The 23,603-nt window shown below is 38.3% G+C and carries 26 protein-coding genes; 19 read left to right on the top strand and 7 right to left on the bottom strand.

All coding sequences use genetic code 11. The annotated features are described in order from the left end of the window. Positions 1 to 37 precede the first annotated feature (37 nt). Complete coding sequence (locus tag B9T66_RS04325) at positions 38 to 1,414, bottom strand: sigma-54-dependent transcriptional regulator (protein WP_095627761.1); 1,377 nt, start codon at positions 1,412 to 1,414, stop codon at positions 38 to 40. Positions 1,415 to 1,494: 80 nt separating this feature from the next. Here B9T66_RS04325 and uvrC point away from each other — a divergent pair, with 80 nt between their 5' ends. From uvrC to B9T66_RS04230, 19 genes are all read left to right on the top strand, one after another. Further along, complete coding sequence (gene uvrC / locus B9T66_RS04320; protein WP_095627760.1) at positions 1,495 to 3,387, top strand: excinuclease ABC subunit UvrC; 1,893 nt, start codon at positions 1,495 to 1,497, stop codon at positions 3,385 to 3,387. Between the two features lie 14 nt (positions 3,388 to 3,401). Further along, on the top strand, positions 3,402 to 4,895 hold the full coding sequence (locus B9T66_RS04315) for a sensor histidine kinase (protein ID WP_095627759.1): 1,494 nt from the start codon (positions 3,402 to 3,404) through the stop codon (positions 4,893 to 4,895). Between the two features lie 26 nt (positions 4,896 to 4,921). After that, positions 4,922 to 5,593, top strand: a complete 672-nt coding sequence (locus B9T66_RS04310; RefSeq protein WP_095627758.1) for a response regulator — start codon at positions 4,922 to 4,924, stop codon at positions 5,591 to 5,593. Between the two features lie 101 nt (positions 5,594 to 5,694). Continuing rightward, entirely contained in the window at positions 5,695 to 6,990 is a 1,296-nt protein-coding gene (rho, locus tag B9T66_RS04305) for a transcription termination factor Rho (RefSeq protein ID WP_095627757.1), read from the top strand. A gap of 8 nt (positions 6,991 to 6,998) precedes the next feature. After that, complete coding sequence (gene murI / locus B9T66_RS04300; protein WP_095627756.1) at positions 6,999 to 7,754, top strand: glutamate racemase; 756 nt, start codon at positions 6,999 to 7,001, stop codon at positions 7,752 to 7,754. A gap of 10 nt (positions 7,755 to 7,764) precedes the next feature. Further along, complete coding sequence (locus tag B9T66_RS04295; RefSeq protein WP_095627755.1) at positions 7,765 to 8,250, top strand: META domain-containing protein; 486 nt, start codon at positions 7,765 to 7,767, stop codon at positions 8,248 to 8,250. Between the two features lie 4 nt (positions 8,251 to 8,254). Further along, positions 8,255 to 8,893, top strand: coding sequence for a YigZ family protein (locus tag B9T66_RS04290; protein ID WP_095627754.1), 639 nt, complete (start codon positions 8,255 to 8,257; stop codon positions 8,891 to 8,893). Between the two features lie 26 nt (positions 8,894 to 8,919). After that, positions 8,920 to 9,366 carry a protoporphyrinogen oxidase HemJ gene (gene hemJ / locus B9T66_RS04285; RefSeq protein ID WP_095627753.1) on the top strand — a complete coding sequence of 149 codons (447 nt, stop codon included), beginning with the start codon at positions 8,920 to 8,922 and terminating at the stop codon, positions 9,364 to 9,366. An 8-nt stretch (positions 9,367 to 9,374) separates the two neighbouring features. Then, positions 9,375 to 10,772 (top strand): argininosuccinate lyase, encoded by a 1,398-nt coding sequence (gene argH, locus B9T66_RS04280; RefSeq protein WP_095627752.1) that lies wholly within the window; start codon positions 9,375 to 9,377, stop codon positions 10,770 to 10,772. A 2-nt stretch (positions 10,773 to 10,774) separates the two neighbouring features. Further along, positions 10,775 to 11,494 (top strand): bifunctional demethylmenaquinone methyltransferase/2-methoxy-6-polyprenyl-1,4-benzoquinol methylase UbiE, encoded by a 720-nt coding sequence (gene ubiE, locus B9T66_RS04275; RefSeq protein ID WP_095627751.1) that lies wholly within the window; start codon positions 10,775 to 10,777, stop codon positions 11,492 to 11,494. Continuing rightward, positions 11,495 to 12,703: an EpsG family protein gene (locus B9T66_RS04270; RefSeq protein WP_095627750.1), complete on the top strand. Its 1,209-nt coding sequence runs from the start codon at positions 11,495 to 11,497 to the stop codon at positions 12,701 to 12,703. It begins immediately after the preceding gene. Between the two features lie 9 nt (positions 12,704 to 12,712). Continuing rightward, complete coding sequence (hisJ, locus tag B9T66_RS04265) at positions 12,713 to 13,504, top strand: histidinol-phosphatase HisJ (RefSeq protein WP_095627749.1); 792 nt, start codon at positions 12,713 to 12,715, stop codon at positions 13,502 to 13,504. A gap of 69 nt (positions 13,505 to 13,573) precedes the next feature. Beyond that, the gene (gene flhA, locus B9T66_RS04260) at positions 13,574 to 15,799 is read left to right on the top strand and encodes a flagellar biosynthesis protein FlhA (protein WP_374220123.1); all 2,226 of its coding nucleotides are present in this window, start codon (positions 13,574 to 13,576) and stop codon (positions 15,797 to 15,799) included. An 8-nt stretch (positions 15,800 to 15,807) separates the two neighbouring features. After that, positions 15,808 to 16,881, top strand: a complete 1,074-nt coding sequence (locus tag B9T66_RS04255; RefSeq protein WP_095627748.1) for a DHH family phosphoesterase — start codon at positions 15,808 to 15,810, stop codon at positions 16,879 to 16,881. A 15-nt stretch (positions 16,882 to 16,896) separates the two neighbouring features. After that, positions 16,897 to 17,127, top strand: a complete 231-nt coding sequence (locus B9T66_RS04250; RefSeq protein WP_095627747.1) for a hypothetical protein — start codon at positions 16,897 to 16,899, stop codon at positions 17,125 to 17,127. Beyond that, entirely contained in the window at positions 17,124 to 17,723 is a 600-nt protein-coding gene (gene purN / locus B9T66_RS04245; protein ID WP_095627746.1) for a phosphoribosylglycinamide formyltransferase, read from the top strand. Before B9T66_RS04250 ends, purN begins: the two co-directional genes overlap by 4 nt. A gap of 1 nt (position 17,724) precedes the next feature. Next, a complete protein-coding gene (locus B9T66_RS04240; protein ID WP_095627745.1) occupies positions 17,725 to 18,918 on the top strand; it encodes a cation:proton antiporter in 1,194 nt (397 codons plus the stop codon). Positions 18,919 to 18,946: 28 nt separating this feature from the next. Beyond that, on the top strand, positions 18,947 to 19,270 hold the full coding sequence (locus tag B9T66_RS04235; RefSeq protein ID WP_095627744.1) for a histidine triad nucleotide-binding protein: 324 nt from the start codon (positions 18,947 to 18,949) through the stop codon (positions 19,268 to 19,270). Positions 19,271 to 19,328: 58 nt separating this feature from the next. Then, entirely contained in the window at positions 19,329 to 20,549 is a 1,221-nt protein-coding gene (locus B9T66_RS04230) for a phosphoglycerate kinase (protein ID WP_095627743.1), read from the top strand. A gap of 57 nt (positions 20,550 to 20,606) precedes the next feature. On the opposite strand, the gene B9T66_RS04225 is transcribed toward B9T66_RS04230, so the two are convergent. Genes B9T66_RS04225 through B9T66_RS04200 form a run of 6 tightly spaced genes read right to left on the bottom strand, consistent with a single transcriptional unit; the run spans position 20,607 to position 23,595 of the window. Continuing rightward, entirely contained in the window at positions 20,607 to 21,485 is an 879-nt protein-coding gene (locus tag B9T66_RS04225) for a hypothetical protein (protein ID WP_257874599.1), read from the bottom strand. Beyond that, a complete protein-coding gene (locus tag B9T66_RS04220) occupies positions 21,448 to 21,732 on the bottom strand; it encodes a hypothetical protein (protein WP_095627741.1) in 285 nt (94 codons plus the stop codon). Before B9T66_RS04220 ends, B9T66_RS04225 begins: the two co-directional genes overlap by 38 nt. 18 nt (positions 21,733 to 21,750) lie before the next feature. Next, entirely contained in the window at positions 21,751 to 22,281 is a 531-nt protein-coding gene (gene mog, locus B9T66_RS04215; RefSeq protein ID WP_095627740.1) for a molybdopterin adenylyltransferase, read from the bottom strand. Continuing rightward, positions 22,281 to 22,823 carry a molybdopterin-guanine dinucleotide biosynthesis protein B gene (gene mobB / locus B9T66_RS04210; protein ID WP_095627739.1) on the bottom strand — a complete coding sequence of 181 codons (543 nt, stop codon included), beginning with the start codon at positions 22,821 to 22,823 and terminating at the stop codon, positions 22,281 to 22,283. The genes mog and mobB overlap by 1 nt, the downstream gene beginning before the upstream one ends. Next, the gene (locus B9T66_RS04205; RefSeq protein ID WP_095627738.1) at positions 22,823 to 23,371 is read right to left on the bottom strand and encodes a molybdopterin synthase catalytic subunit; all 549 of its coding nucleotides are present in this window, start codon (positions 23,369 to 23,371) and stop codon (positions 22,823 to 22,825) included. Before B9T66_RS04205 ends, mobB begins: the two co-directional genes overlap by 1 nt. After that, positions 23,371 to 23,595 (bottom strand): MoaD/ThiS family protein, encoded by a 225-nt coding sequence (locus B9T66_RS04200; RefSeq protein ID WP_095627737.1) that lies wholly within the window; start codon positions 23,593 to 23,595, stop codon positions 23,371 to 23,373. The genes B9T66_RS04205 and B9T66_RS04200 overlap by 1 nt, the downstream gene beginning before the upstream one ends. Positions 23,596 to 23,603 lie beyond the last annotated feature (8 nt).

Below are 23,603 nucleotides of genomic sequence, written 5' to 3'. Positions count from 1 at the left end.
TAACTAACTTTAAAAAAGCCTCTTTAGATTCCTAAACCTAAAGTCCATAATGTGCTTTTTTGTGTCGCAACACACTAAGCTCCATACCCAGCAAAGCACTTACCTTCTCTAAATCATTATCATTATGCTTAAGTGCTTGTGCTAAAAATTCGCGCTCTATCTCCTCAAACCCTCCTATCTCCCCTGCACTGCCAAAAACCCTTTGCCTAGATTCTAAAAACAAATCTTTTGGTGTGATTTGCTCACCATCACTTAAAATCACTGCACGCTCTATCACCGAGAGAAGCTCACGCACATTCCCATACCAAGGATACTCAAGCAATGCCTTTTCACTATCTTTGTGCAAGACTTTTGGAGCAAATCCATATTTTTGTATCGTTTCTTGAAGTTTATATCGTGCAATGTCTAAAATCTCTTCTTTGCGTTCTTTAAGCGGTGGGACAAAAATAGGGATTGTCTGCAAACGAAAAAACAAATCCTCGCGAAAATGACCTTGCGTGATTTTTTGCATGATATTAGCATTTGTCGCAGAAATAAACCGCACATCGATAGGAATTTTTTTGGAGCTTCCTAAACGCGTGAGTGTTTTTTCTTGTAATACTCGCAACAACTTGGCTTGCAAGGCAATAGGCATTTCGCCTATCTCATCTAAAAACACACTTCCGCCATTAGCGTCCTCTAAGATTCCAGGTTTTGGGTTTGTCGCATCTGTGAATGCACCTTTTTCATACCCAAAAAGTTCAGATTCTAGCAAATGTTCAGGGATTGCCGCCATATTAATAGCGATAAATGGGGCATTAGCACGCTTAGAATGTGTATGGATAAAGTTTGCAAACACATCTTTGCCTACACCACTTTGCCCCATCAAAAATACATTTGCGTCAGTTGGGGCGACTTTTAGGGCGATGTTTTTGGCATTTTCAAGAGCTGGAGAAGAGGCAATGAAAAATTTTTTGTGTATATCTTGCGTAGGTTGTGTGGGTTGTACCTTTAGCTTACTTGTTTTTTTGTTTATAGAATCTTCTTGGTTATATTCACCTAAGATTTCTTGCTCTTTTTTGAGATTCTCTAGGGTTTGGATTAATTCCTCAAAACTAAAGCCCTTTACCAAAAAATCCTTAACACCTAAACGGATAGCTTTTATCGCATTTTGCACAGACGCATTACCTGTAACAACAATGCTTATATATTTACCCTCTAATTCTTGCAAAAATTGTAGTCCGTCCATTTGGGGCATATTAATGTCGGTAATAATCACATCAAAATCTTGTGGCGTGTGCTGAAGTGTAGAAATTGCCTTTAGCGCTTCTTTGGCGTTTTTAAAGCTCTTTATATCATAGTCTGGATAGTCGTTAAAGGCGATTTCTAGCGATTTGCGATAATTTATGTCATCTTCTACGATACAAACTTTCATTACATTCCTTAAGTTGGCTTATAGAATCTACAGGCTAAAATTCGCATTATATTTCATTTGTGCTTAAAGTAAAGGTGACAATGCTACATCTCACTACCAATAATGCATCGCCCACACTCGCTCATCTCCCACAAAATTCTGGCGTGTATCAATACTTTGATAAAAACGGACATCTCTTGTATGTAGGCAAAGCAAAAAACCTTAAAAAGCGTATCAAGAGTTATTTCACACCAAGCGCAAAACTAAGCCCACGCATAGCTTCTATGGTATCGCAAGTATCTGAAATAAAAACCTTTATCACTCCAAGCGAACAAGATGCGCTCATTTTGGAAAACTCTCTTATCAAAAGCCTCAAACCAAAATATAATATTTTATTGCGCGATGATAAAACATACCCATATATCTACATTGATTATAATGAGGATTTTCCCACACTAGAGATCACACGCACACTACTTAAAAAACGCAATATCACCTATTTTGGACCATTTAGCACTGGGGCTCGTGATTTGCTAGAAAGTATCTTGCAATCCTTACCTTTGGTGCAAAAAAAGTCTTGTCTTCGAGGCAAAAAAGCATGTTTGTTTTATCAGATTAAGCGTTGTCTAGCTCCGTGTGAGGGCAAGATCAACAAAGAACAATATGCCCAACTCCTTGAGCAAGCCATTGATTTACTACAGCACAAAAAAAAGCTCATTACTATCTTAGAATCCAAAATGCAAACGCTCGCACAACATTGTGCATTTGAAGAAGCCGCAAAAATACGCGATAGTATCGCTAAAATCACTCAAATGCAGGCATTTTCTCATATCGATTTGCTAGATTATAGTAATCTTGATGTCTTTGTGTTTTGTGCGGAGAGTAATCATTATGGCATAATGATGAAGCTTTTTATCCGCAATGGATGCATAAGCTCGAGTGATTTTTTATCTATCCATGATGAATCCTTGCAATCTCTTACTACAGAATCTCCCCAATTAGATCAATCTCAAGTCTTGCACTCTCTATACACCCAAGCCCTACTCAACCATTATAAAGCCCCTGCGCCATTGCTGCCGGATTCTATTTTATTGCCCTATGACATTGGTATCTTTGAAGAAAAAATGCGTTTAGAAAAAATCTTGCAAGAACGCACAGGCAAAAAAATTACCATACTTCAACCCCAAAGAGGTAAAAAGCACGAACTTATCAATATTGCACGCACAAATGCCAAAGAACTTATGCGCTTACAAGAGCAACAAAAACAACACTACACGCAAGAACTACAAGCCTTGCGCGAACTTTTTGCGCTCTCAAATCTCCCCTATCGCATAGAAATTTTTGATACCTCACACCATAGTGGAAGCGCCTGTGTGGGAGGAATGGTCGTGTATGAAAATGATGGATTTTTAAAACATGCCTATAGACATTATCATTTGCAGGGCACTGATGAATACGCGCAAATGCGAGAAATGCTCACGCGCAGAGCCCTAGATTTTGAATCTAATCCCCCACCAAATCTTTGGTTACTTGATGGCGGTGCGGCACAGATTGCTATAGCAAAAGAGATTTTAGAAAGCGCAGGAGTGCAAATAGATATCTTAGGAATTGCCAAGCACAAACTCAATGGACGCGCACATCGGGCGAAAGGAAGTGCTAGTGATTGTGTGTATATGCTAGATTCTAAACACACGACACAAGAACATACACAAACAACAGAAATGCGATTGCTACCAAGCGATAAACGATTGCAATTTTTGCAAAAATTGCGCGATGAAGCACATCGCTATGCAATCACTTTCCACAGGAGTAAAAAGCTAAAAAACCTTACACAAGCCCAAGCTTTGGGTATAGAAAAAAATCTTAGTGTTGCTCAAATACAAAAACTTCTTAGAATCTATGGTGATTTTGCGCATATACGCGATCTCACGCCAACAGAAATTACTCAAGCATTACGCCAACGACAAACAAAGCCCACTAAAAAAGAACTATAAACAAAGGACACAATGTGCTACAATCAATCCAAAATAAACTCCAAAAAATCACCATTCAAGGCAAAACACATATCTTACTATATCTCATCGCTGTTATTTTTGTGCTTTGCTGGGTTATGGGACTTTTGGCACTTATGGGACTAAAGGCAGATTATGATAGCAACTATCCCACACAAAAAATGAGTATGCTCTATGCACAAGAGATGCAAAACTCCTTTTTAGATTCACGCACCAATAATGATAATGTCCAAATACTTTGGCAGACCTATAAACACGATTTACAAGAAAAAGAAAACCGCTACAAATTCCTTAATAAAATCCGCCATTGGTATCAAGCTAGTTTTTTAAGAGAACAAAAAGAAGAGATTATAAGGCTTTCTAATATGCAGCGAGAAATAATCGCGCAAATTGATGAGGCATTGCAAGAACACAATATATCTCGCTACGATCTTTTTACTAAACTTGTGCGATGCAATATAGAACTCGCAACAATCAACAAAGAAGTGAGCGATTCGCTCTATGACTTTAGCCTTAAGATTCTGGGATTTTTCTTGCTTGTCTTAGCCTGTATGTTTCTCATACTCTCTAAAGCCATTACAGATTCTATTAATAATGCCTATAATTCACTAGAAAACCTTGTGGCACAAAAAACTATCGAGCTTCAAACACTCAATAATAATCTCCAAAAGTCCATAGAATATGAAGTGAAACAAAATCAGCAAAAAGACTTATTTTTGTATCAACAAGCGCGATTAGCCTCTATGGGAGAGATGATTCATAATATCGCTCATCAATGGCGACAACCACTCAATTCTCTCACACTTCTTATACAGAGTTTTAAAACCAAATACGATCAAGGCAAGTTTGATAAAGAATTTCTATATGCACAAACCCAATATGGTCTCAAAATCGCGAAAAATATGTCCGAAACTATCGAGAGTTTTAGCACATTTTTCCGCCCCGACAAAGAAAAAACATGCTTTAGTATCAAAAAAGCACTTTTAGATTCTCTTGAGCTTCTTTCTGGGGTGCTGTATGATGAAAATATCCAAGTAAGCACCAATGTGCAAGAGGATTTTACAATTTTAGGCTACGAAAATGCTTTTACGCAAGTGGTATTTGTTTTGCTTAATAACGCCATAGATGCGTTTAAAGAATCTAAGATTCCTAATGATGAGCGTTTTGTAGAGATTAGCATTACGCCTTGTGATACAAATCTAGCTATCAATGTCAAGGACAATGCAGGAGGTATCAAGCTTGATGACATACAAAAAATATTTGAGCCTTATTTTACAACCAAGCACAAATCGGCAGGAACAGGAATAGGGCTTTATATGGCAAAACAAATTATTGAAAAACAATTTTTTGGCAGTATCGCGGTGCAAAATATCACTTTTAAGCTTCAAGAAGATTCCGATATTGCTCATAAGGAATCTAAAGGAAGTGCTTTTAGTATCATTATTCCTTATAGTGCGTGTATTTTACAAACCGCTACCACAGCACCATAAAGCTAAACCACACAAGGAGATAAAGTATGAATCACCCTAAGCGTAGCTTAAAAGATTTGACGATCCTCTATGCAGAAGATGATCAAGATACGCTAAAACTCACTGCAATGGTGCTAGAAGATTATGTTGGACGACTTATTTTGGCAAAAAATGGACAAGAAGCGTGGCATTTATTTAATCAGCACAAAATTGATGTAGTGCTTACTGATATTTTAATGCCAAAACTTAGTGGACTAGATCTTGTGGGGCTTATCCGCCATTCTACCCAACCAAATGTCCCTATTGTCATTACTTCCGCACACACTGAAGTTAAATATCTTTTGGAAGCTATTAATCTTAGAGTAGATAACTATATTCTAAAGCCTATCGAAATAGATTCGCTACTAAAAGTCTTGCAAAAGGCGATTTTACCTTTTGTCCAAGCCAAAGAAATAGAAGCACAAAGTCTCCTTATTAAGGCTATTTCTACCTTTGTTGGTGGCAAAAAAATAGAAATTGTTAAATTCCTCATCGAACATTGCGATGAAGATAAGATTTTTCACGGATCGTATGAAGATATTTTGCTACATCTTAATGTCAGCAAACCAACGATTGTCAAAACCTTTAAGCAACTTATGGACGCAGGAATTCTTATCAAGGTCCGCAACAAAATGTATCGTTTTCATCAAGATTTTTTACTTGAAAATATGCAATTATAAAATGAAGCAAATAGCGATCTTTACGCAGAATTAAGCAAAAAATCGCTACAATGGCTAATTTTACTGCTCTAAAACTTCAACTTACTTCACTAAGGACTTAAATGGCTAATGAAAAAACACGAACGCATACACCAGTAGAAGGTTATAAAATAGAAGATCTTAAATCAAGCTCTGTTGCTAAACTAATTGAAATTGCTAAAAAACTCGGTATTGAAAATCCACAAGAATATCTCCGACAAGATCTCATCTTTGAGATTCTAAAAACCCAAGTTACGCAAGGTGGCTACATTCTTCTTACAGGAATCTTAGAAATTATGCCTGATGGACACGGATTTTTGCGTGCATCTGATAAAAGCTTTAGTAATAGCCAAAACGATACCTATGTCTCACAGAGCCAGATTCGCCGTTTTGCACTAAGAAATGGTGATATAGTAATGGGACAGGTGCGCCCACCAAAAGATCAAGAACGCTACTATGCGCTTTTAAAAATCGAAGCGGTCAATTTTATCTCACTTGATGAAATCAAAAATCGCCCACTTTTTGATAATCTCACACCACTTTTCCCTATAGAGCAACTTAAACTTGAATATCAATCCGATATGGTAACAGGTAGAATGCTTGATCTCTTCACGCCTATAGGCAAGGGGCAACGCGCACTTATTGTTGCTCCACCACGCACAGGAAAAACTGAACTTATGAAAGAACTCGCGCATGGTATAGCCAAAAATCACCCAGAAGTTGAACTCATGGTGCTTTTGGTAGATGAACGCCCAGAGGAAGTAACCGATATGGAGCGTAGCGTCAAAGGACAAGTATTTAGCTCAACATTTGATCTCCCTGCAACAAATCATATTCGTGTCGCTGAACTTGTCATAGAAAGCGCTAAACGCAAGGTAGAAATGGGCAAAGATGTCGTGATTTTATTAGATTCTATCACACGATTAGCACGCGCATATAACGCCGCCACGCCCTCTAGTGGCAAAGTGCTAAGCGGTGGGGTTGATGCAAATGCCTTGCATAAACCAAAGCGATTTTTTGGTGCGGCTCGCAATATCGAGCAAGGCGGTAGTCTCACTATTATCGCTACTGCACTTATTGATACAGGATCGCGCATGGACGAGGTGATTTTTGAGGAATTTAAAGGCACAGGAAATAGCGAAATTGTCCTTGCGCGTAGTGTTGCGGATCGCCGAATCTATCCAGCACTTGATATTCTCAAATCCGGCACACGCAAAGATGAGTTGCTACTTGGCAAAGATAAGCTCACAAAAGTATGGATGTTGCGTAATGTAATGCATACAATGGATGATGTGGAAGCACTAAGTTTCATCTATAGTAAAATGAAACAAACTCAAGATAATGAAGAATTTTTAAATGCTATGAATCCCCAAGAATAAGTAAAGCTATGAAAGTCGGCGTGTTTGATAGTGGTGTTGGAGGACTTAGCGTTTTAAAAAGTCTTTTGGAAGCCAAACTTTTTGAATCTATCGTATATTATGGCGATACCGCTCGTGTCCCATATGGAACCAAAGACAAGCAAACCATTATCCGATTTTCTCTCCAAGCACTTGATTTTTTTGTCTCTCAACATATCGATATGCTTGTTGTAGCTTGTAATACTGCAAGTGCATACGCGCTAGATTCACTTAGTCAAAATGCTCCATTCCCAGTTATAGGAGTTATCACGCCCGGTGTGCTTGCTACACAAAACAAACTCTCTTCTAAGGATTCTTCTATCCTTGTAATTGCCACAAAAGCTACAATTGCTTCAAATCTTTATGCTACCAAACTCCAAGAAAAAGGTTTTTGTAATGTAAAAAGTCTAGCAACGGGGCTTTTTGTGCCATTTGTCGAAGAGGGAATCTATGATGGCAAACCTATGCAAGCATTGCTAGAATATTACTTTAGTGGATACAATCCCCCTGATGCACTTATTTTAGGTTGCACGCATTTTCCGCTCATTGCTCACGCTCTTAGCGCATATTTTGGTAAAGATACAATCCTTATTCATAGTGGTGAAGCGATTGTAGAATATATTCAAAGCACCTATCATTTACCTACACAACGCCCATTGCATTCTTTAGAATTTTTTGCAAGTGATGATGTCAATGCACTAAAACACACCGCAAAAGCGTGGCTTGGTAACCTTTATATGCCCTAAGAGTGTATAAATGAAATATCTTAGTGCCTGTGTTTGTGCGATAATATATGTATGTTTGTTTTGGGCGTGCTCTACAAATATCAAACCAAAAACCCTCTCGGATAAAGAATGGAAAGCTTATCGACTAAGTATCGATACCAAAGTGCTTTTTGCACCACAAGATGCTACTATGATTTTTGACACGCAACAAAATAGAATCTATGGCAATACGGGGTGTAATAACTACACAGCTAACATACAAATTGAGCAAAATAAGCTTATTATCACCAAGCGCACCTTTACGCGCAAACTTTGTGAATCTCAAGAAGTTATGGATTATGAATTTGAGTTTTTGCGTAGTCTTGAAGGGGAATACGACATCATCACGCTACAAGAATACAAAGATCGCCTAAGCACCTATGGACAAATCACAAATCCAGATTTATACGATAGCAAGGCGTCCCAAAATATGCTTATTCTCGCCAATAGATTCAAAGCCTATTTTCTCATACCCTAAACACATGCAAAACCCCTCTACCAAACAATGCTTTACTCTCACACAAGATACAGAGGGTATGTTTGAATCTAAGGGATCAAAATTTTTAGCCTTTATCTTTCCTATAGAATGCGATATACACGCGCCCACGCCAAAGCTTATCTTGCAACATTATATACAAACACTCAAACCCAAGCATACTAAGGCTGTGCATTTTGTAAGTGCTATGCGGGCTTTTGCGTATGCACAAAATGACAATACAGAAGCTAGTATCATAGAATCTTCTAGTGATGATGGAGAGCCAAAAGGTAGCTCAGGTGTGCCTTGTCTCAATGTCCTAAGGGGTGAATGCCTTGTGAATGTAGGCTGTGTAGTTGTGCGATATTTTGGTGGCACATTGCTTGGGGTAGGAGGATTGGTAAGAGCCTACACTGCTGCGACACATGCAGCACTCCATAACGCCAAAGCCGCGCACACTCTCATTCCTTTTATCCAAAAACACACTCTTGCTCTTTGCATTCCTTACACGCAGTTTTCCAAATTACAATATCTTGCCAAAAATCTTGATATCACACTCTCAAAACAAAATTTTAGAGAATCTAGCATAGAAATTTTGTGCTCTGGGACACAAAAAGCACTAGATACATTAAAAAATACGCTATAATCATATCTTTGTTAAGGAGTTTATTTATGGAGTTTTTTAGCACATATTATTTGGAATTCAAAGTCTTGCATCTTCTTGCACTTATTTCTTGGATGGCGATGTTATTTTATCTCCCTAGGTTATTTGTATATCACGCCCAACATCGAGACAACAAAGATTTTATTGCAATTGTAAAATTACAAGAACAACGCCTTTATGCTTATATAGGTATGCCTGCATTTGTAGTAACAATCTTTAGCGGTATGGCACTCATACTTGCAAATACGAGTATTTTTACCAATGGTGGGTGGTTTCATGCCAAGCTTTTATTTGTAGTGTTTCTTGTGATATATCACTTTTTATGTGGATATTTCATCAAAACACTAGGCAATGGCAGCTGTCAAAAAAGTGGCAAATTTTTTAGAATCTTTAATGAATTTCCCACACTCTGTCTTATAGCAATCGTGATTTTTGTAGTCATCAAACCATTTTAGGAGTGCGTATGGCAAAACTATGGGGTGGGCGTTTTGAGAGTGAATCTAGCAAACTGCTTGAAGACTTCAATGCCTCTATTGGATTTGATTGGCAAATGTGGCGTGAAGATATAGAAGGATCAAGAGCACATGCCAAAATGCTAAAAAACATAGGGATTTTAACGCAAGATGAATTAGATTCAATTATGGGTGGCTTAGATACAATCGCTACTATGATTGAATCTGGAGAATTTGTCTTTAGCAACAGCGATGAAGATATCCATATGGCAATAGAATCCAAACTCACACAACTCATCGGTGAAAGTGGCAAAAAACTCCATACTGCACGCAGCAGAAATGATCAAGTAGCACTTGATTTTCGTCTCTTTAGTCTTAGGGCTAACAAATCTCTTAGAGATTCTATATTGGCACTCATGCAAACCCTCCTTACTATTGCCAAAGACCATACGCACACTATTATGCCCGGTATGACACATCTCCAACACGCCCAACCTGTCAGCCTTGCATTTCATATTGTAGCGTGGTGCTGCTCACTACAACGCGATGTGCAGAGATTTCAAGATAGCTTTATACGCAACAATTTCTCCTCTCTAGGATCTGGTGCGCTCGCAGGCACACCTTATGGCAATGATAGGGAATTTGTCGCCAAGGAATTAGGATTTAGCGCGCCCACACTTAATGCTATGGATTCTGTAAGCGATAGGGACTTTGCGCTTGATTTACTCTATGATATTGCTATGCTGATGATGCACATCTCACGCATAAGTGAGGAACTTGTGCTTTGGAGCAGCGTAGAATTTGGCTTTATCACACTAAGTGATGCCTATAGCACAGGTAGTTCGATTATGCCACAAAAGAAAAATCCCGATGTCCCAGAGCTTTTGCGTGGAAAAAGCGGGAGAAGCTTTGGGAATCTTATGGCGCTTTTAAGTGTGATGAAATCTCTCCCTCTTGCCTATAATAAAGACACGCAAGAAGACAAAGAAAATGTTTTTGATAGTGTGCATACTGCCAAAATTTCACTCCAAATCCTCAAAGAATGTCTAGCTACAACAACCTTTCATACACAAAATATGCGGAAAATGGCTACCAAAGGGCATTTAAGCGCTACAGATTTGGCGGATTTTTTGGTGCGCGAATGTGGGATACCATTTAGAGATTCTCACCATATCACAGGCAAAGTCGTGGCATATGCAGAAAAAAAGGGCGTGGATATAAGCACACTCACACAACAAGAGCTCCAAAGTATAGATTCTCGGATCAAAGATGGCGCAAGTGCGGTGCTTGACATAGAATCTAGCATGGAGGCGCGCAATTCTTTAGGCGGCACAGCAAGCGCGCAAACACTTGCACAAATTGCAAGTTTAGAAGCCTTTATCACACAAGCAAAAAGCGCTATGGAGTAACTATGCAAGATAAGCAAACACAAATCATTGATATGTTTAATGCGATCGCACCAAAATATGACTTAGCAAATCGCGCTATGAGTTTGGGGATTGATAGGGCATGGCGCAAGGAGGCGTGTCGTCTCGCATTTTTGGAGCTAAAAACACGACATAACATCGTCATAGCTGATATAGCTTGTGGAAGTGGTGATATGATTACTTCTTGGATTCATAATGCCCCAAAAGATACACACATAGAGCAAATTTATGGATATGATCCTTCCGAGGAAATGCTAAAAGTCGCACAAGAAAAACTGCATAATCTTGACACAAACATAGAATTACTCAAGGGCGAAGCAAAAAAACTCCCATTTGCAGATCAAAGCATTGATATTCTCTCTATATCCTTTGGACTGCGCAATGTTTTGGAATACAAACAAGCACTTGATGAGTTTGTGCGTGTGCTAAAGCCAAATGGTATAGTGGTGATTTTAGAATTTTTCAAACCACAAAACACAACCCTGCTCCAAAAATGTATGAGTTTTTACACAACCAAAATCCTTCCATTTATAGGTGGGATCATTTCATCAAATCTCAAAGCATACCAATATCTGCCACAATCTATGCAAAATTTTGTAAGCGCAAATGAACTAGAAGCACTTATGCAAGAGCGAGGCATACGCACGCTCCTCCTTAAGGGCTATAGCGCCAATGTAGCCACACTATATGTAGGGGTCAAATAAATGAATACACAATTACAATATACATCAAATTCTCTGAATTCTTCATCTATACGTATCCTTATTGAAATGCTCATGGTTTGTATTTCATATGCTGTGCTAATGTTTAGCGCACCTATAGCATTTTTTCTTAGTGCTATAATACTCTTTGGCATAGCATTTTTTTATCCTAGTAGTATTACGCGTGTGCTTTTAGCAGTTTGCATAATTTTTAGTGGTGTGCTAAGCTTTGGTGATGTCCCATTTATGTCTGATGTTGTGAACTATTACAGAGTTTACCAATACCTTATGTATTATGATATTATTGATGGTATTTTTGCTTTTAACAAGGGTTTTGAATTTATTGTTCCTCTTTATTGGGCAATATGGACCCTCATTTTTGGCGATATGCAACCTTTAACATTTATGTTTCTTAATGCTGCAAGTATTGCATTGCTTTTTTATCTATGGTTAGAAATCTATGAAATCAAGAAATTCGACAAAAAGGAAGCTGCATTATGTGTGTTCTTAGCACTTTTGATGTTTTATTATTATATGTCCACTCATCTGTTACGCCAACTTTATTCTACAATCTTTATACTTTTTGCCTTTAGTCAAACCACTAAACCAAAAATGCTACTATTTTTAGCTATTGCATTTTGTTGTCATGTCACAGCACCAATTTTTTTTATAATATTATATCTCTTGCGATACCACCATAAATTTGGATTATATATTATTGGTATAGGAAGTATGCTCTTGCTTACAAGCTCTTTTTTTTCTTTAATTTTCTCTTATGTCTCATTTCTGCCCGATATCTTGACTAATAAACTTCCATTTTATGTAGGTTATGTAGAAAAATTTAGTCCTTATAATATCAAAACATTTATACTTCTTGGGATTATATTACTAGGATTTTTTTATCGCCACAACATTGATCCACAATGGAGATGGATTATCATAGGCTATGCAATATTTTTGCTAAGTACACAAATATCTTTGGTGCACTTATTGCATCGCTTTAGCTCCATTTACCTCTATATTCCACTTGGATATTTTTTGTTTTTAGTTTTACGCAATGACAAGTATTTACTAACTCTGGGTTGCGTGATTGCATTTGTATCTAAAATATATGTATTGTATCTCCAAGTTATCAGAGACTATCCTGAAAAAGAATGGTCTTTATATAATTATGGCTTTGGTGGTGAATGGTTTTATTATTTTTTTCAATAGGTTACAATCATGCGTATTGATTTGCACAATCACACGCCTTTATGCCAACATGCTACAGGCACGCCAGAGGAATACATACAAAAAGCCATTGCCCTTGGGATTGATGTTTATGGTTTCTCTTGCCACGCGCCTATGGCATTTGACACCAAATATCGTATGTCTTTGGCACAACTTCCAGAGTATTTTGAGACCCTACAATCCTTGCGCCAATCCTACAAAACACGCATTGATATACGCATAGGCTTAGAAGTAGATTTTATCAAGGGCAAAGAAAATCTCATAGAATCCCAAGTGCAAAACGCCCAAGTAGATTATCTTATAGGTTCTGTGCATTTTTTAAATGATTGGGGGTTTGATAATCCTGAATTTATCGGACACTACAAGCACACAGATATGACACAATGTTGGAGTGATTATTTAGATTCTATTACAGCAATGGCACAAAGTGGGCTATTTCAAATCATTGGACATTTTGATTTATTAAAAGTTTTTAACAATCCACCACCCCCTACCCTGCACCACAAACTTAAAACAACTCTAGAATCTATCAAAGACAATGCATGCGCATTAGAAATTAATAGCGCAGGATTGCGTAAGCCCTGCGCAGAACAATACCCATCGCAACATATCCTAGAAATGGCAAAAGATATGCAAATCCCTATCACCTTTTCATCAGATGCGCATAGCTTAGAGCAAGTAGGCGCAGGTTATGAGATTTGTAAAAATCTTGCCCTAGAGCTTGGTTACACACATATGTGTGCGTTTAAAGACAAACAGATAGAGACTTTTGCGCTTACTTAGCAAAGTTTTACATAAATCTCGTTACAATCCTAGCATAAAGAAATTTGCAGTATTTCTAAAAGGGTAAATTTGGCAGATACTATACAAAGAATCTTATCGCAAAAAATTATGCCTTTTATGCGCACACTTATGGGATCAAAAGACTTAAGTGTTGTGCTTTTTGTGATTGTCATTATGGCGATCATTATCGTGCCATTACCTAGCTATGTGCTTGATTTTTTGCTAAGTATTTCTTTGGCGCTTTCAGTGCTTATCATTCTTATGGCACTTTATATCGATAGACCCACCGAATTTTCGGCATTTCCTACGATATTGCTTATCGTAACCCTCTATCGCCTCGCACTCAATGTCGCCACCACGCGTATGATTCTCTCTGAAGGACATAATGGCGCAAATAATGTCAGTAGCATTATTAATGCCTTTGGTCGCTTTGTTGCAGAAGGAAACTATGTCATAGGGGTGATTGTATTTAGTATTCTTGTGATTGTCAATCTTATCGTGATTACTAATGGATCAACGCGCGTCACAGAAGTAAGAGCGAGATTCACACTTGATGCAATGCCCGGTAAGCAAATGGCAATCGATGCGGATTTAAATGCCGGACTTATCACTCAAGAAGAAGCACGCGCAAGAAGAGAATCTCTCCAGCAAGAAGCAGATTTTTATGGCACAATGGATGGAGCTAGCAAGTTTGTCAAAGGCGATGCGATTGCTTCCATTATCATCACGCTTGTAAATATCATCGGTGGCTTTCTTATTGGGGTGTTTGAATACAATCTTAGTATTGCCCAAAGCGCACAAACATTCACAATCCTTACCATTGGTGATGGCTTGGTAGGACAAATCCCTGCCCTCATCATCGCTACAGCCACAGGTATCATCACAACGCGTGCAGCAAAAAGCAGTGAAACAAGCTTTGCGAGTGATATTGTCACACAAATTATTGGTAATGCCAAAATTTTACTTATTGTTGGGTTTATTTTGTGTATGTTTGCGCTTGTGCCGGGACTTCCTATTTCACTTGGATTTGTGGGAATATTCTTTTTTCTTATTGCATGGCTTGCAAGTAGAGAAGATTCAAAGAGTTTTTTCCATACCATAGAATCTTGGCTTGATAAATATTTTAATATCAAAGCAAAACCCCCTGTCCAAGATAATCCTAGCACTCCAGAAGATATAGAGCGCCACAAAAGACAAAAAGAACAAAAAAGCGAGGAAGAAATTCGCGAACAAGAAGAGGCAATGCTTAATGAAGCCCTCAAAGTGGAGGTTTTGGAGATTCACCTTGGGTATAATCTTATTAAACTTGTTGATGTGCGTCAAAATGGTGATTTACTAGAGCGCATACGATCTATGCGCAAAAAAATAGCAAGTGATTATGGATTTTTGATTCCACAAGTGCGCATTAGAGACAATCTCAATCTTGATCCAAATACCTATAATATTATCCTTAAAAGCGTGATTATTGGGAGCGGTAGTGTGATCCCAGACAAAATGCTTGCAATGGATGTGGGTATGGTTATGGATAAAGGCAATCTCGAGGGCATTGCGGTCAAAGAGCCAGTCTTTGGTATGGACGCATTATGGATTGATATGTCCCAAAAAGATGAAGCAGCAATTCAAGGCTATACTATCATCGATCCTGCAAGTGTGATTACCACGCACCTTACAGAACTCATCAAAGAGTATGCCGAAGAGTTTATCACGATTGATGAAGTAAAAACCCTTATGAATAAACTCTCCAACCGATACCCAACAATCGTATCTGAAGCACAAAACATTTCGCTTAGCACCATTAAAAAAGTGCTCCAAAGCTTACTTAAAGAGGGTGTGCCTATCCGCGATATGATCACAATCTTAGAAACTCTTGTAGATGTATATCCACAATTACAAAACGACACAGATGCCCTCGTAGAACAAGTGCGCGCGAGACTTTCTAGGACAATCACGGATTTATACAAATCCGATGACAATATTCTTAAGGCTATGATTTTCTCTGCACGCGTGGAGCAATTCCTCTTTGGCAAACTCAAAGATCGTATGCTTTTACTTAATGCCGAAGAAACCGAAGCGCTAAGTGTCGCTATAAGCACAGAAGCCCAAAAACTAAGCGATCGTGGTATTGTGCCTGCTGTGTTGCTTGTAGATTATCGACTCCGCAAGGGAGTTTCAAATCTCATAGAACAATACCGCCACAGATTCCATACGCTTAGCAAAGTCGTGGTGCTTAGCAATGCCGAAATTGATACGCATATCAAATACGAGCTACTTTCTGAAATTGATACGACATTATAAGGATTTTTATGAAGGTTTTTCATCTCTCACACACAGATTTAGATGGCTACACTTGTCAATTTATCGCTAGAGAATTTTTTGAAGACATAGAGTTTTTTAACGCAAACTATGGCAAAGAAGTTTGGGTGCGTTTGGAAATGATTTTAGAATCTATTACTTCTGATTTAGCGCACAAACTTAATGCCAAATTCCACTCCCAAAAATCTCATACTTTTCTTATCCTTATCACAGATTTAAACCTCACGCTTACTGAAGCTACCAATCTTCATCAACGCGTCCAAGACCTGCAATCTCAAGGCTATGACCTTACGCTTATGCTCTTAGATCATCATATTAGTGGGCAAGAGTGCGCCAATAAATATCCGTGGTATTTTTTGGATTCTACGCGTTGTGCGACCAAAATCACTTGGGAGAGGCTTTTGGAGCTCTATCCACTCAAAAACCCAAGCCACAAAGCTTGGTTACAAAATCTCGTGGAGATGACAAACTCTGTAGATATTTGGCTAGAAGATGGATACAACTTTGAATTTGGTAAAGTCGCTATGAATATGATTAGCACAAGCAATGAACTTAACCGCTTTATGTTTGATAGTGAGCATAGATTCTATAAATTCCGCCTTATTGAATCTACCAAAGACTTTTTAGAAAGGGAAAATGGTGCCGTGGAGTTTGATAATGCGCTCTTTTGCCTCAAAAAACAAATCCTAGGCGGTAATCCACAAACACAAACAATGGATCACATCACTTCTTGTGCTCAAGTAAGACTTTTAGAAACCAAAAAACAAGAATGCTCCTTGCATTTTCAAGACAAACTAGGATTTTTAAGCTATAGTATGGGTGGCATTAGTGTATTGGCAAATCTTTTTTTGCGATCAAATCCTGAATATGATTTCTACATTGACATTAATAGCAAGGGCAATGTGAGTTTGCGTGCAAATGGCAAGTGTGATGTGAGCGCACTGAGTAAAGAATATTTTAATGGTGGTGGGCATAAAAACGCTGCGGGAGGGAAGCTTGATGGCTTTAGGGAGAGTTTTTTTTATGCAGATATCAAAAAACAAATTCTCCAAAAACTTTTATAACACAAGGAATATTTCATGAAAGATTCACAAATCTCAATCCAAGAACTCGCCGAACAGCTTATTGATACGCTAAGTGTGGCATTGTATTATGCAGGTGTCAAAAAAGAAAAACTAGAAGATGCGTTAGAATTATATGAAGAATTGTTAGATTCGGCAGAATATGATGAAGAAAGCCCATATGGTATCGATGAAATGATTGAAACCATAGAATCTCTACGCCAAAAACACAAAGATTTATTTGCATGAAAACACATAAGCTTTTTATCCTCTTTAGCGGCACAGGGAGCAATATGATAAACCTCATACGCACCCTTCATTTGCATGAATTTGTCGATAACACAGGCTGTGCGTGTCGCATTGAGGTTGTTGGCACGCTGTGTAATAATCCCCAAGCCAAAGGCATACAAGCACTCCAAGAGTTTCATATTCCTTGTGTTGTGCTCTCTCACAAAGGCTTAGAACGCCATGAATATGACACATTGCTTGTGCGTGAGATTAAGCGTTATGATCCTACTTTGTGTGTGCTTAGTGGATTTATGCGAATCCTCACGCCTATATTTACGCAACACATACGCGCTATTAATATTCACCCTTCTTTTTTGCCCTATCACAAAGGTGCGCATGCTATCAAAGATAGCTTTGAATCCAATCAAGATTTTGGGGGCGTAAGTGTGCATTGGGTGAGTGAAGAGCTAGATTCTGGGACAATCATCATGCAAGAAAAACTCCCAAAAATTACTGATGAATCCCTGCAAGATTTTGAATCTAGAATCCACACACTAGAATACAAGCTTTTCCCACAGGCACTCTTAGAGGCACTTGGATTACGCACTAGGAATTAATATGGAAGTTATCACGCCACTTTTGCCATTTGTCGCCATTGCTATTCTTATCACTATAGCCGTACCGCTAAGCACTGCTACAAAAATCCCTATAGTTGTAACAGAAATTCTTTTGGGGATTATAGGGCAATATTTAGGATTTATAGATTCACATAATAGTTACATTACGCTTGTAGCAGACATAGGGCTTTTATTTTTGATGTTTTTATGTGGGTTAGAAGTGGATTTAAAATCTTTTCTTTCTATGGGTTCTAAATTTCTCTATCAAGCACTTTTTTATTTTATAAGTTTATATTCTCTCTCTACAATCGCAGTTATCACCTTGCAATTACCACTGATTTTTATCGCGATCTTGCCTGTGATGAGCTTGGGAATGATTATGGCGCTTATCCGAGATTATGGTAAAAACAAACCTTGGCTCAACCTCGCGCTAAAAATTGGTGTCCTTGGCGAAGTAATTAGTATCTCTGTGCTTGTAACCCTAGAGGGCGTGTATCGTTATGGCTTTAATTGGCGCTTGGGTGAAAATCTCTTAATTTTGGCGATTTTTTTAGTATGTATTGTAGGTATTTTTAAACTTGCTAATATTTTATTTTGGTGGTTTCCTAATCTAAAGCTTCTCTTGCTCCCGTACAATGATAGTAACTCCCAAGATTTGCGCTTTGTGTTTATGCTACTTTTTATCTTTATCTTGCTCACTACAGGATTGCATTTAGAAAAGGTTTTGGGGGCATTTATCGCAGGTGTTATTCTCTCTACATATTTTAAATACAAACACACACTCCCCCAAAAACTAAATGATATGGGATTTGGCTTTTTTGTGCCATTTTTTTTCGTCTATGTAGGCACAACAATACATATTCCTAGCGTCTTAGAATCTCCTTGGATTCTCTTGCACGCGCTCTATCTTATATGTGGTATGCTACTTATTCGCATTAGCGCTTCCTTGCTTGTGTTTTTACGCTTCTTTAAAAGTATCAAAAATACCCTACTCTTCGCACTTAGTGATTGTATGCCTCTTACATTTTTGGTCATTACGTCAAGTATGGGATTAAAATTTGGGATTATCTCGCAATCCCTCTATACCTCGTGCATTTTTGGGGCGATTTTTGAAGGCATACTCTTTAGTGTAGCTATAAAAGTCATTCACACACTATGGCATAAACCTACCAACTTAAAAAAGGATATGTTATAATTTTTTATTCTCACACAAGGAGCAAAAAATGACAATATTTGAAAGAATTGTCGCTGGAGAGATTCCATGCAAAAAAGTGCTTGAAAATGAGCAGTTTTTGGCATTTTATGATATCGCACCAAAAGCAAAAATTCATGTTCTTGCGATTCCAAAACAATGTATCAAGGATTTTCAAGAAGCAGATCCTAAGCTTTTGGGAGAACTTAGTGCATTTATCCAAGAAGTAGTCAAAGTCTTAGGAATTGATAAAAGCGGTTATAGAATCATAAGTAACATAGGTAGAGATGGTGGACAAGAAGTGCCTCATTTGCATTTTCATATACTTGGTGGTGAGAAACTTGGGAGTTTTTAGCTTCTTCTAGCAAAGATAAGATACAATACTTCACACAAAATATACTAAAGGAATGATTATGAAACAAGTAGCAGGTATCCAACTTATGCAAGGCGTAAAAAGCATACGTGACATAGATGTGGAGGGTAAGCGTGTGCTTATTCGTGTGGATTTCAATGTCCCAATGGATGATGATTTTAATATTTCTGATGATACGCGTATCCGCGAGGCATTGCCTACGATAAATTATTGCATTGATAATGGTGCAAAAAACATCACGCTTGTTAGCCATTTGGGGCGACCAAAAGGGCATACTCCAGAATTTTCATTAAAACACATTCTTAAGCGTGTTGAGCGCCTTTTGGGTAAAGATGTGGCATTTGCTGATAGTATAGAATCTGTAAAAGTTTTGCAAGAAAGCATTAGCACAGAAAATGCAGTAATCTTGCTAGAAAACATTCGCTACTATGAAGGGGAAGAAAAAAATAGCGATGAACTTTCACAAAAGCTTGGCACATTATGTGATGTGTATGTCAATGACGCTTTTGGCACAAGCCACAGAGCGCACGCTAGCACCTATGGAATTACAAAATATGTCAAAGAAAAAGTTGCAGGACTTTTGCTCAAAAAAGAAATAGATTCATTTGCTAAAGCCTTGGCTAATCCACTTAAGCCGGTGTTGCTTATCGTAGGAGGAAGTAAGGTTAGCTCCAAACTTAGCCTACTCTATAATATCTTAGATTCTATAGACAAAATTATTATCGGTGGTGCGATGAGCAATACATTTCTTAAAGCGCGTGGCTTTGATATGCAAAAATCTCTCGTGGAAGATGACCTCGTAGCCGAAGCGCGCAAGATTCTTGATACTGCAAAAGAAAAGAAAGTTAAAATCTATCTTCCTGTAGATGTTGTAAGCACTGATGACATTAAAAAACACGAGCATATTAAAGTTACACCTGCTCAAGACATACCAGAGGGCTATATGGCAGTGGATATCGGACCAGCTACAACGAGACTTTTTGGTGAGGTGGTACGAGATTCTCAAACAATCATTTGGAATGGACCCTTAGGAATCTATGAGATTGGAGCATTTTCACGCGGGACTTTTAGCCTTGCCCACGCCGTGAGCGATACCTATGCTTTTAGCCTCATTGGTGGTGGTGATACTGCCGATGCGATCGATAAAGCCGGTGAGCGTGATAATATGAGTTTTATTTCTACAGGTGGTGGTGCGAGTTTGGAATTACTAGAAGGCGAGGTGCTACCAGCATTTGAAGTTTTAGACAAAAAAGATTCTTAAAGCACATCTTATCATACATAAGGGCAATGGCATTTCCCCATTGCCCTCACTCTCAAGTTATTCAAAATCCTTACAAAGCTCTTCAATAAGTGTAGAATCTAGCATAATTGGATCTATCATAGTCCCTATTTCTGGGCTATGCCACTCTTTTGGTAAAAGCCATTTATGATTCTTAACAGCTATCTTACGAGAATCCTTTATAAATGGAAAATGCCAATTTGTAAGCTCTGGAAGAATACACCTCTTTATCGTTGGTAATAAACACACCTCAAAAGATCCCTTTCTTGAATCTACGCCATTCCATGCCGCTATTGCTTCACGAAAATGAATTCTAGATCTAAAACATACCCAATGATCATATTCTCTACGACATTTCATATCTCTAACATACACTTTATTATCACTTATATCAAAATCCAACACATTCCATATTAATACTTCCCAAGGCTTTCTTAACAGATACAAGCTCTTATAAAGCTTTTGAGAATGATAGATATGATCTATATCGATTTTAGTAAACCACTCATTCTCTGGAATCACACTCAAAACATAATTATAATATGCATACAGCTTATTCTCCTCTTTTTGTGGCTCATAAATATCCACGCTATATGGATATTTCACAGGGATAAAGCTTGGAAACGCTGTGCAAAATTCTAGGATAATCTCCTCACTCCCATCATCACAATCATTATACCCTATCACACCTCTTTGTATTGCTGGCAAAATAGAATACAAACTTGCCCTAAGCGTGTGGGCTTCATTTTTTACGCGTATATACGCCCAAGGATTGCGCGGAGATTTGGGATTAGATGAATCTGGATCGAGTTCAAAATATCCCTTATGTCTTACTTTTGTATGCGCAAGTTTGGCTTTGGCTTGTAAATCCTCTAAACTATTAGGGGGGGGGGGAGGCAAAAGAAGTTTTGTTAGCAAGAATTTCTTGTAATGGTGTAGGTTGTAATTGTGTTTTATATGAATGTTTAAAAGGATTTATATCCGTAGGTGCATGTGTATGCATAAAATCTAACACTGCTTTGGGGACATATATATCAACTTCCTTATAAGAAACCAAACGATCGCCAAAACCAAATTTGTTACCAAGCCCTATACGCCACGCTTTTTTTGGAATAAACCAACAAAGCACCTTATAAATTAGTCTTTGTATATAAAATCTAAGCATTATGAATCTCACTCCATTTTAAGATTTTGGGCGAAATGCCGTGATAACTTGCGTATTTGGCTCGATATACGCCCCGCCTATTAAATCTATACAATATGGAATCGCCGGAAATACTGCCTCTAGGCATTCTTTGATACTCTTTGGTTTACCAGGGAGATTTAATATGAGACTTTTACCTCGCACACCAGCACTTTGGCGAGAGAGAATCGCGGTGGGCACATACTGCAAGCTCACCGCACGCATTTGCTCCCCAAAACCCGGTAGCATTTTTTCACACACACTCTGCGTAACTTCAGGGATAATATCGCGTGGTGCAGGTCCCGTGCCACCTGTGGTAACGACCAAATCACATTTTTCCTCATCACACATTTTTTTTAGCACAGATTGCAATGGCGCAAAATCATCACTCACCACTTCATACACAAAAACACATTCATTTGCGATAAAGCTACTTAGCACTTCTTTAATTGCTTTACCAGAAATATCCTCATACACACCACTAGAGGCACGATCAGAGGATACCAAAATGCCTATTTTGATTGTTTGCATCAATACTCCTTATTGATAAAATCTATAATTTCACGTGGATTATTAAGATCCAAAATTTCTAAACCCCCCAACATATCTTTATCCACACGCTCTTGTAATGCCAAATCCATAGCAATCGCAACACCATAAGATATATATTGTCTATCTAACTCTTGACGCGCCACAATGATACGCTTATAAGGCAAGGACTTAAGCCCCTCGATAAAAATATAATCGCATTCGTTAAAAAACTCCAATGCACGATGAAACTCGCGTAATTCATACGCACTTATAGATTCAGTGCTAGGAGTCATATCATCACAAAATCCAAACATTACGCTCTTTTTTGGAGAAATCACTGCGACATGTTGTGCCACGCAAGAAAACTTATAGCTATCTTTGCCATCTTTTTTGCCTTGCGTATCAAACTCTGCTTTATCCTTAGGATCGTGTTTGATAATCGCAACGCGTTTGCCCTCAGTGCGCAATATTTCAGCAATAGCACAAATTAGTGTAGTCTTGCCACTATTGCTTTTACCGCTAAAAGCTACGATTTTTGGCATTACCCAAGCACTCCGCTACCATTGATAGGCATACTACGACTTAGTGCAAAAACCTTTTCTCCACCAATAATGTCATATTTCCAAATGGGTGCATTTGCCTTAAAATCCTCGATAAACTCTTCATACAACGCAAGGGCTACACGACGCTGCCTTGAAATAACCGCACACATATAAGAACTTTGTGTATGGGAAACATCGCCTACAGAATGTGCCATAAGCAGCAACGCGCCCATTTCCTTTGCCTTTGCTTGCCAAGATTGAAACCACTTATACAACAATGGCTCATACACTTCAAAACTTAAAGCACTTACCATCTGTGCGCAAGGATTATGAGAATCTATGCCTCCGTGGGATTGTGTATGTGCATGAGATTCTGTGTTAGGTTGTGCTTTAGAATCTCTTTGGAATTTTTCTTTAGATTCTTCTTGACGCACAATGCCTGTAAATACACACAATGCACCACAATTTCTCTCTCGAGCGATATTCTCCCATTGTGTGTAAATTTTTGTTGTTGGCAAAGGACCATTATAAAGGCTTAAATCTTGCATTACCCACCACACACAGGAGGCAAAATCAGAATCTTATCGCCACTTTTAAGCGCAAAATTTTCATCTTTGATAATCTCATCATTTACTGCTACAGCACAGATTTGTAGCCATTTACTAAGCTCTAGTTTTTGGGCAAGAACTTCCCTTAATTCTCGCATATTTTTCACCTCTAATTCAAGTGGCGCTTGTGTGCTTAAAGGTCCTAAAAACTCCACGCGTATCATTATTTCCC

Source organism: Helicobacter sp. TUL (assembly GCF_002287135.1).
Classification (GTDB): domain Bacteria; phylum Campylobacterota; class Campylobacteria; order Campylobacterales; family Helicobacteraceae; genus Helicobacter_F.
This window is presented reverse-complemented; position numbering and strand designations above follow the sequence as displayed.

What these genes read in the sequence shown, in the direction of transcription:
- B9T66_RS04325 (WP_095627761.1), bottom strand. Translation starts at nt 1,414, where the DNA reads ATGAAAGTTTGTATCGTAGAAGATGACATAAATTATCGCAAATCGCTA.
- B9T66_RS04200 (WP_095627737.1), bottom strand. Translation starts at nt 23,595, where the DNA reads ATGATACGCGTGGAGTTTTTAGGACCTTTAAGCACACAAGCGCCACTT.
- argH (WP_095627752.1), top strand. Translation starts at nt 9,375, where the DNA reads ATGGCAAAACTATGGGGTGGGCGTTTTGAGAGTGAATCTAGCAAACTG.
- B9T66_RS04310 (WP_095627758.1), top strand. Translation starts at nt 4,922, where the DNA reads ATGAATCACCCTAAGCGTAGCTTAAAAGATTTGACGATCCTCTATGCA.
- rho (WP_095627757.1), top strand. Translation starts at nt 5,695, where the DNA reads ATGGCTAATGAAAAAACACGAACGCATACACCAGTAGAAGGTTATAAA.
- mobB (WP_095627739.1), bottom strand. Translation starts at nt 22,823, where the DNA reads ATGCCAAAAATCGTAGCTTTTAGCGGTAAAAGCAATAGTGGCAAGACT.
- hemJ (WP_095627753.1), top strand. Translation starts at nt 8,920, where the DNA reads ATGGAGTTTTTTAGCACATATTATTTGGAATTCAAAGTCTTGCATCTT.
- mog (WP_095627740.1), bottom strand. Translation starts at nt 22,281, where the DNA reads ATGCAAACAATCAAAATAGGCATTTTGGTATCCTCTGATCGTGCCTCT.
- ubiE (WP_095627751.1), top strand. Translation starts at nt 10,775, where the DNA reads ATGCAAGATAAGCAAACACAAATCATTGATATGTTTAATGCGATCGCA.
- hisJ (WP_095627749.1), top strand. Translation starts at nt 12,713, where the DNA reads ATGCGTATTGATTTGCACAATCACACGCCTTTATGCCAACATGCTACA.
- B9T66_RS04250 (WP_095627747.1), top strand. Translation starts at nt 16,897, where the DNA reads ATGAAAGATTCACAAATCTCAATCCAAGAACTCGCCGAACAGCTTATT.
- B9T66_RS04220 (WP_095627741.1), bottom strand. Translation starts at nt 21,732, where the DNA reads ATGCTTAGATTTTATATACAAAGACTAATTTATAAGGTGCTTTGTTGG.
- B9T66_RS04295 (WP_095627755.1), top strand. Translation starts at nt 7,765, where the DNA reads ATGAAATATCTTAGTGCCTGTGTTTGTGCGATAATATATGTATGTTTG.
- B9T66_RS04205 (WP_095627738.1), bottom strand. Translation starts at nt 23,371, where the DNA reads ATGCAAGATTTAAGCCTTTATAATGGTCCTTTGCCAACAACAAAAATT.
- B9T66_RS04255 (WP_095627748.1), top strand. Translation starts at nt 15,808, where the DNA reads ATGAAGGTTTTTCATCTCTCACACACAGATTTAGATGGCTACACTTGT.
- B9T66_RS04230 (WP_095627743.1), top strand. Translation starts at nt 19,329, where the DNA reads ATGAAACAAGTAGCAGGTATCCAACTTATGCAAGGCGTAAAAAGCATA.
- B9T66_RS04240 (WP_095627745.1), top strand. Translation starts at nt 17,725, where the DNA reads ATGGAAGTTATCACGCCACTTTTGCCATTTGTCGCCATTGCTATTCTT.
- purN (WP_095627746.1), top strand. Translation starts at nt 17,124, where the DNA reads ATGAAAACACATAAGCTTTTTATCCTCTTTAGCGGCACAGGGAGCAAT.
- B9T66_RS04235 (WP_095627744.1), top strand. Translation starts at nt 18,947, where the DNA reads ATGACAATATTTGAAAGAATTGTCGCTGGAGAGATTCCATGCAAAAAA.
- B9T66_RS04270 (WP_095627750.1), top strand. Translation starts at nt 11,495, where the DNA reads ATGAATACACAATTACAATATACATCAAATTCTCTGAATTCTTCATCT.
- uvrC (WP_095627760.1), top strand. Translation starts at nt 1,495, where the DNA reads ATGCTACATCTCACTACCAATAATGCATCGCCCACACTCGCTCATCTC.
- B9T66_RS04290 (WP_095627754.1), top strand. Translation starts at nt 8,255, where the DNA reads ATGCAAAACCCCTCTACCAAACAATGCTTTACTCTCACACAAGATACA.
- murI (WP_095627756.1), top strand. Translation starts at nt 6,999, where the DNA reads ATGAAAGTCGGCGTGTTTGATAGTGGTGTTGGAGGACTTAGCGTTTTA.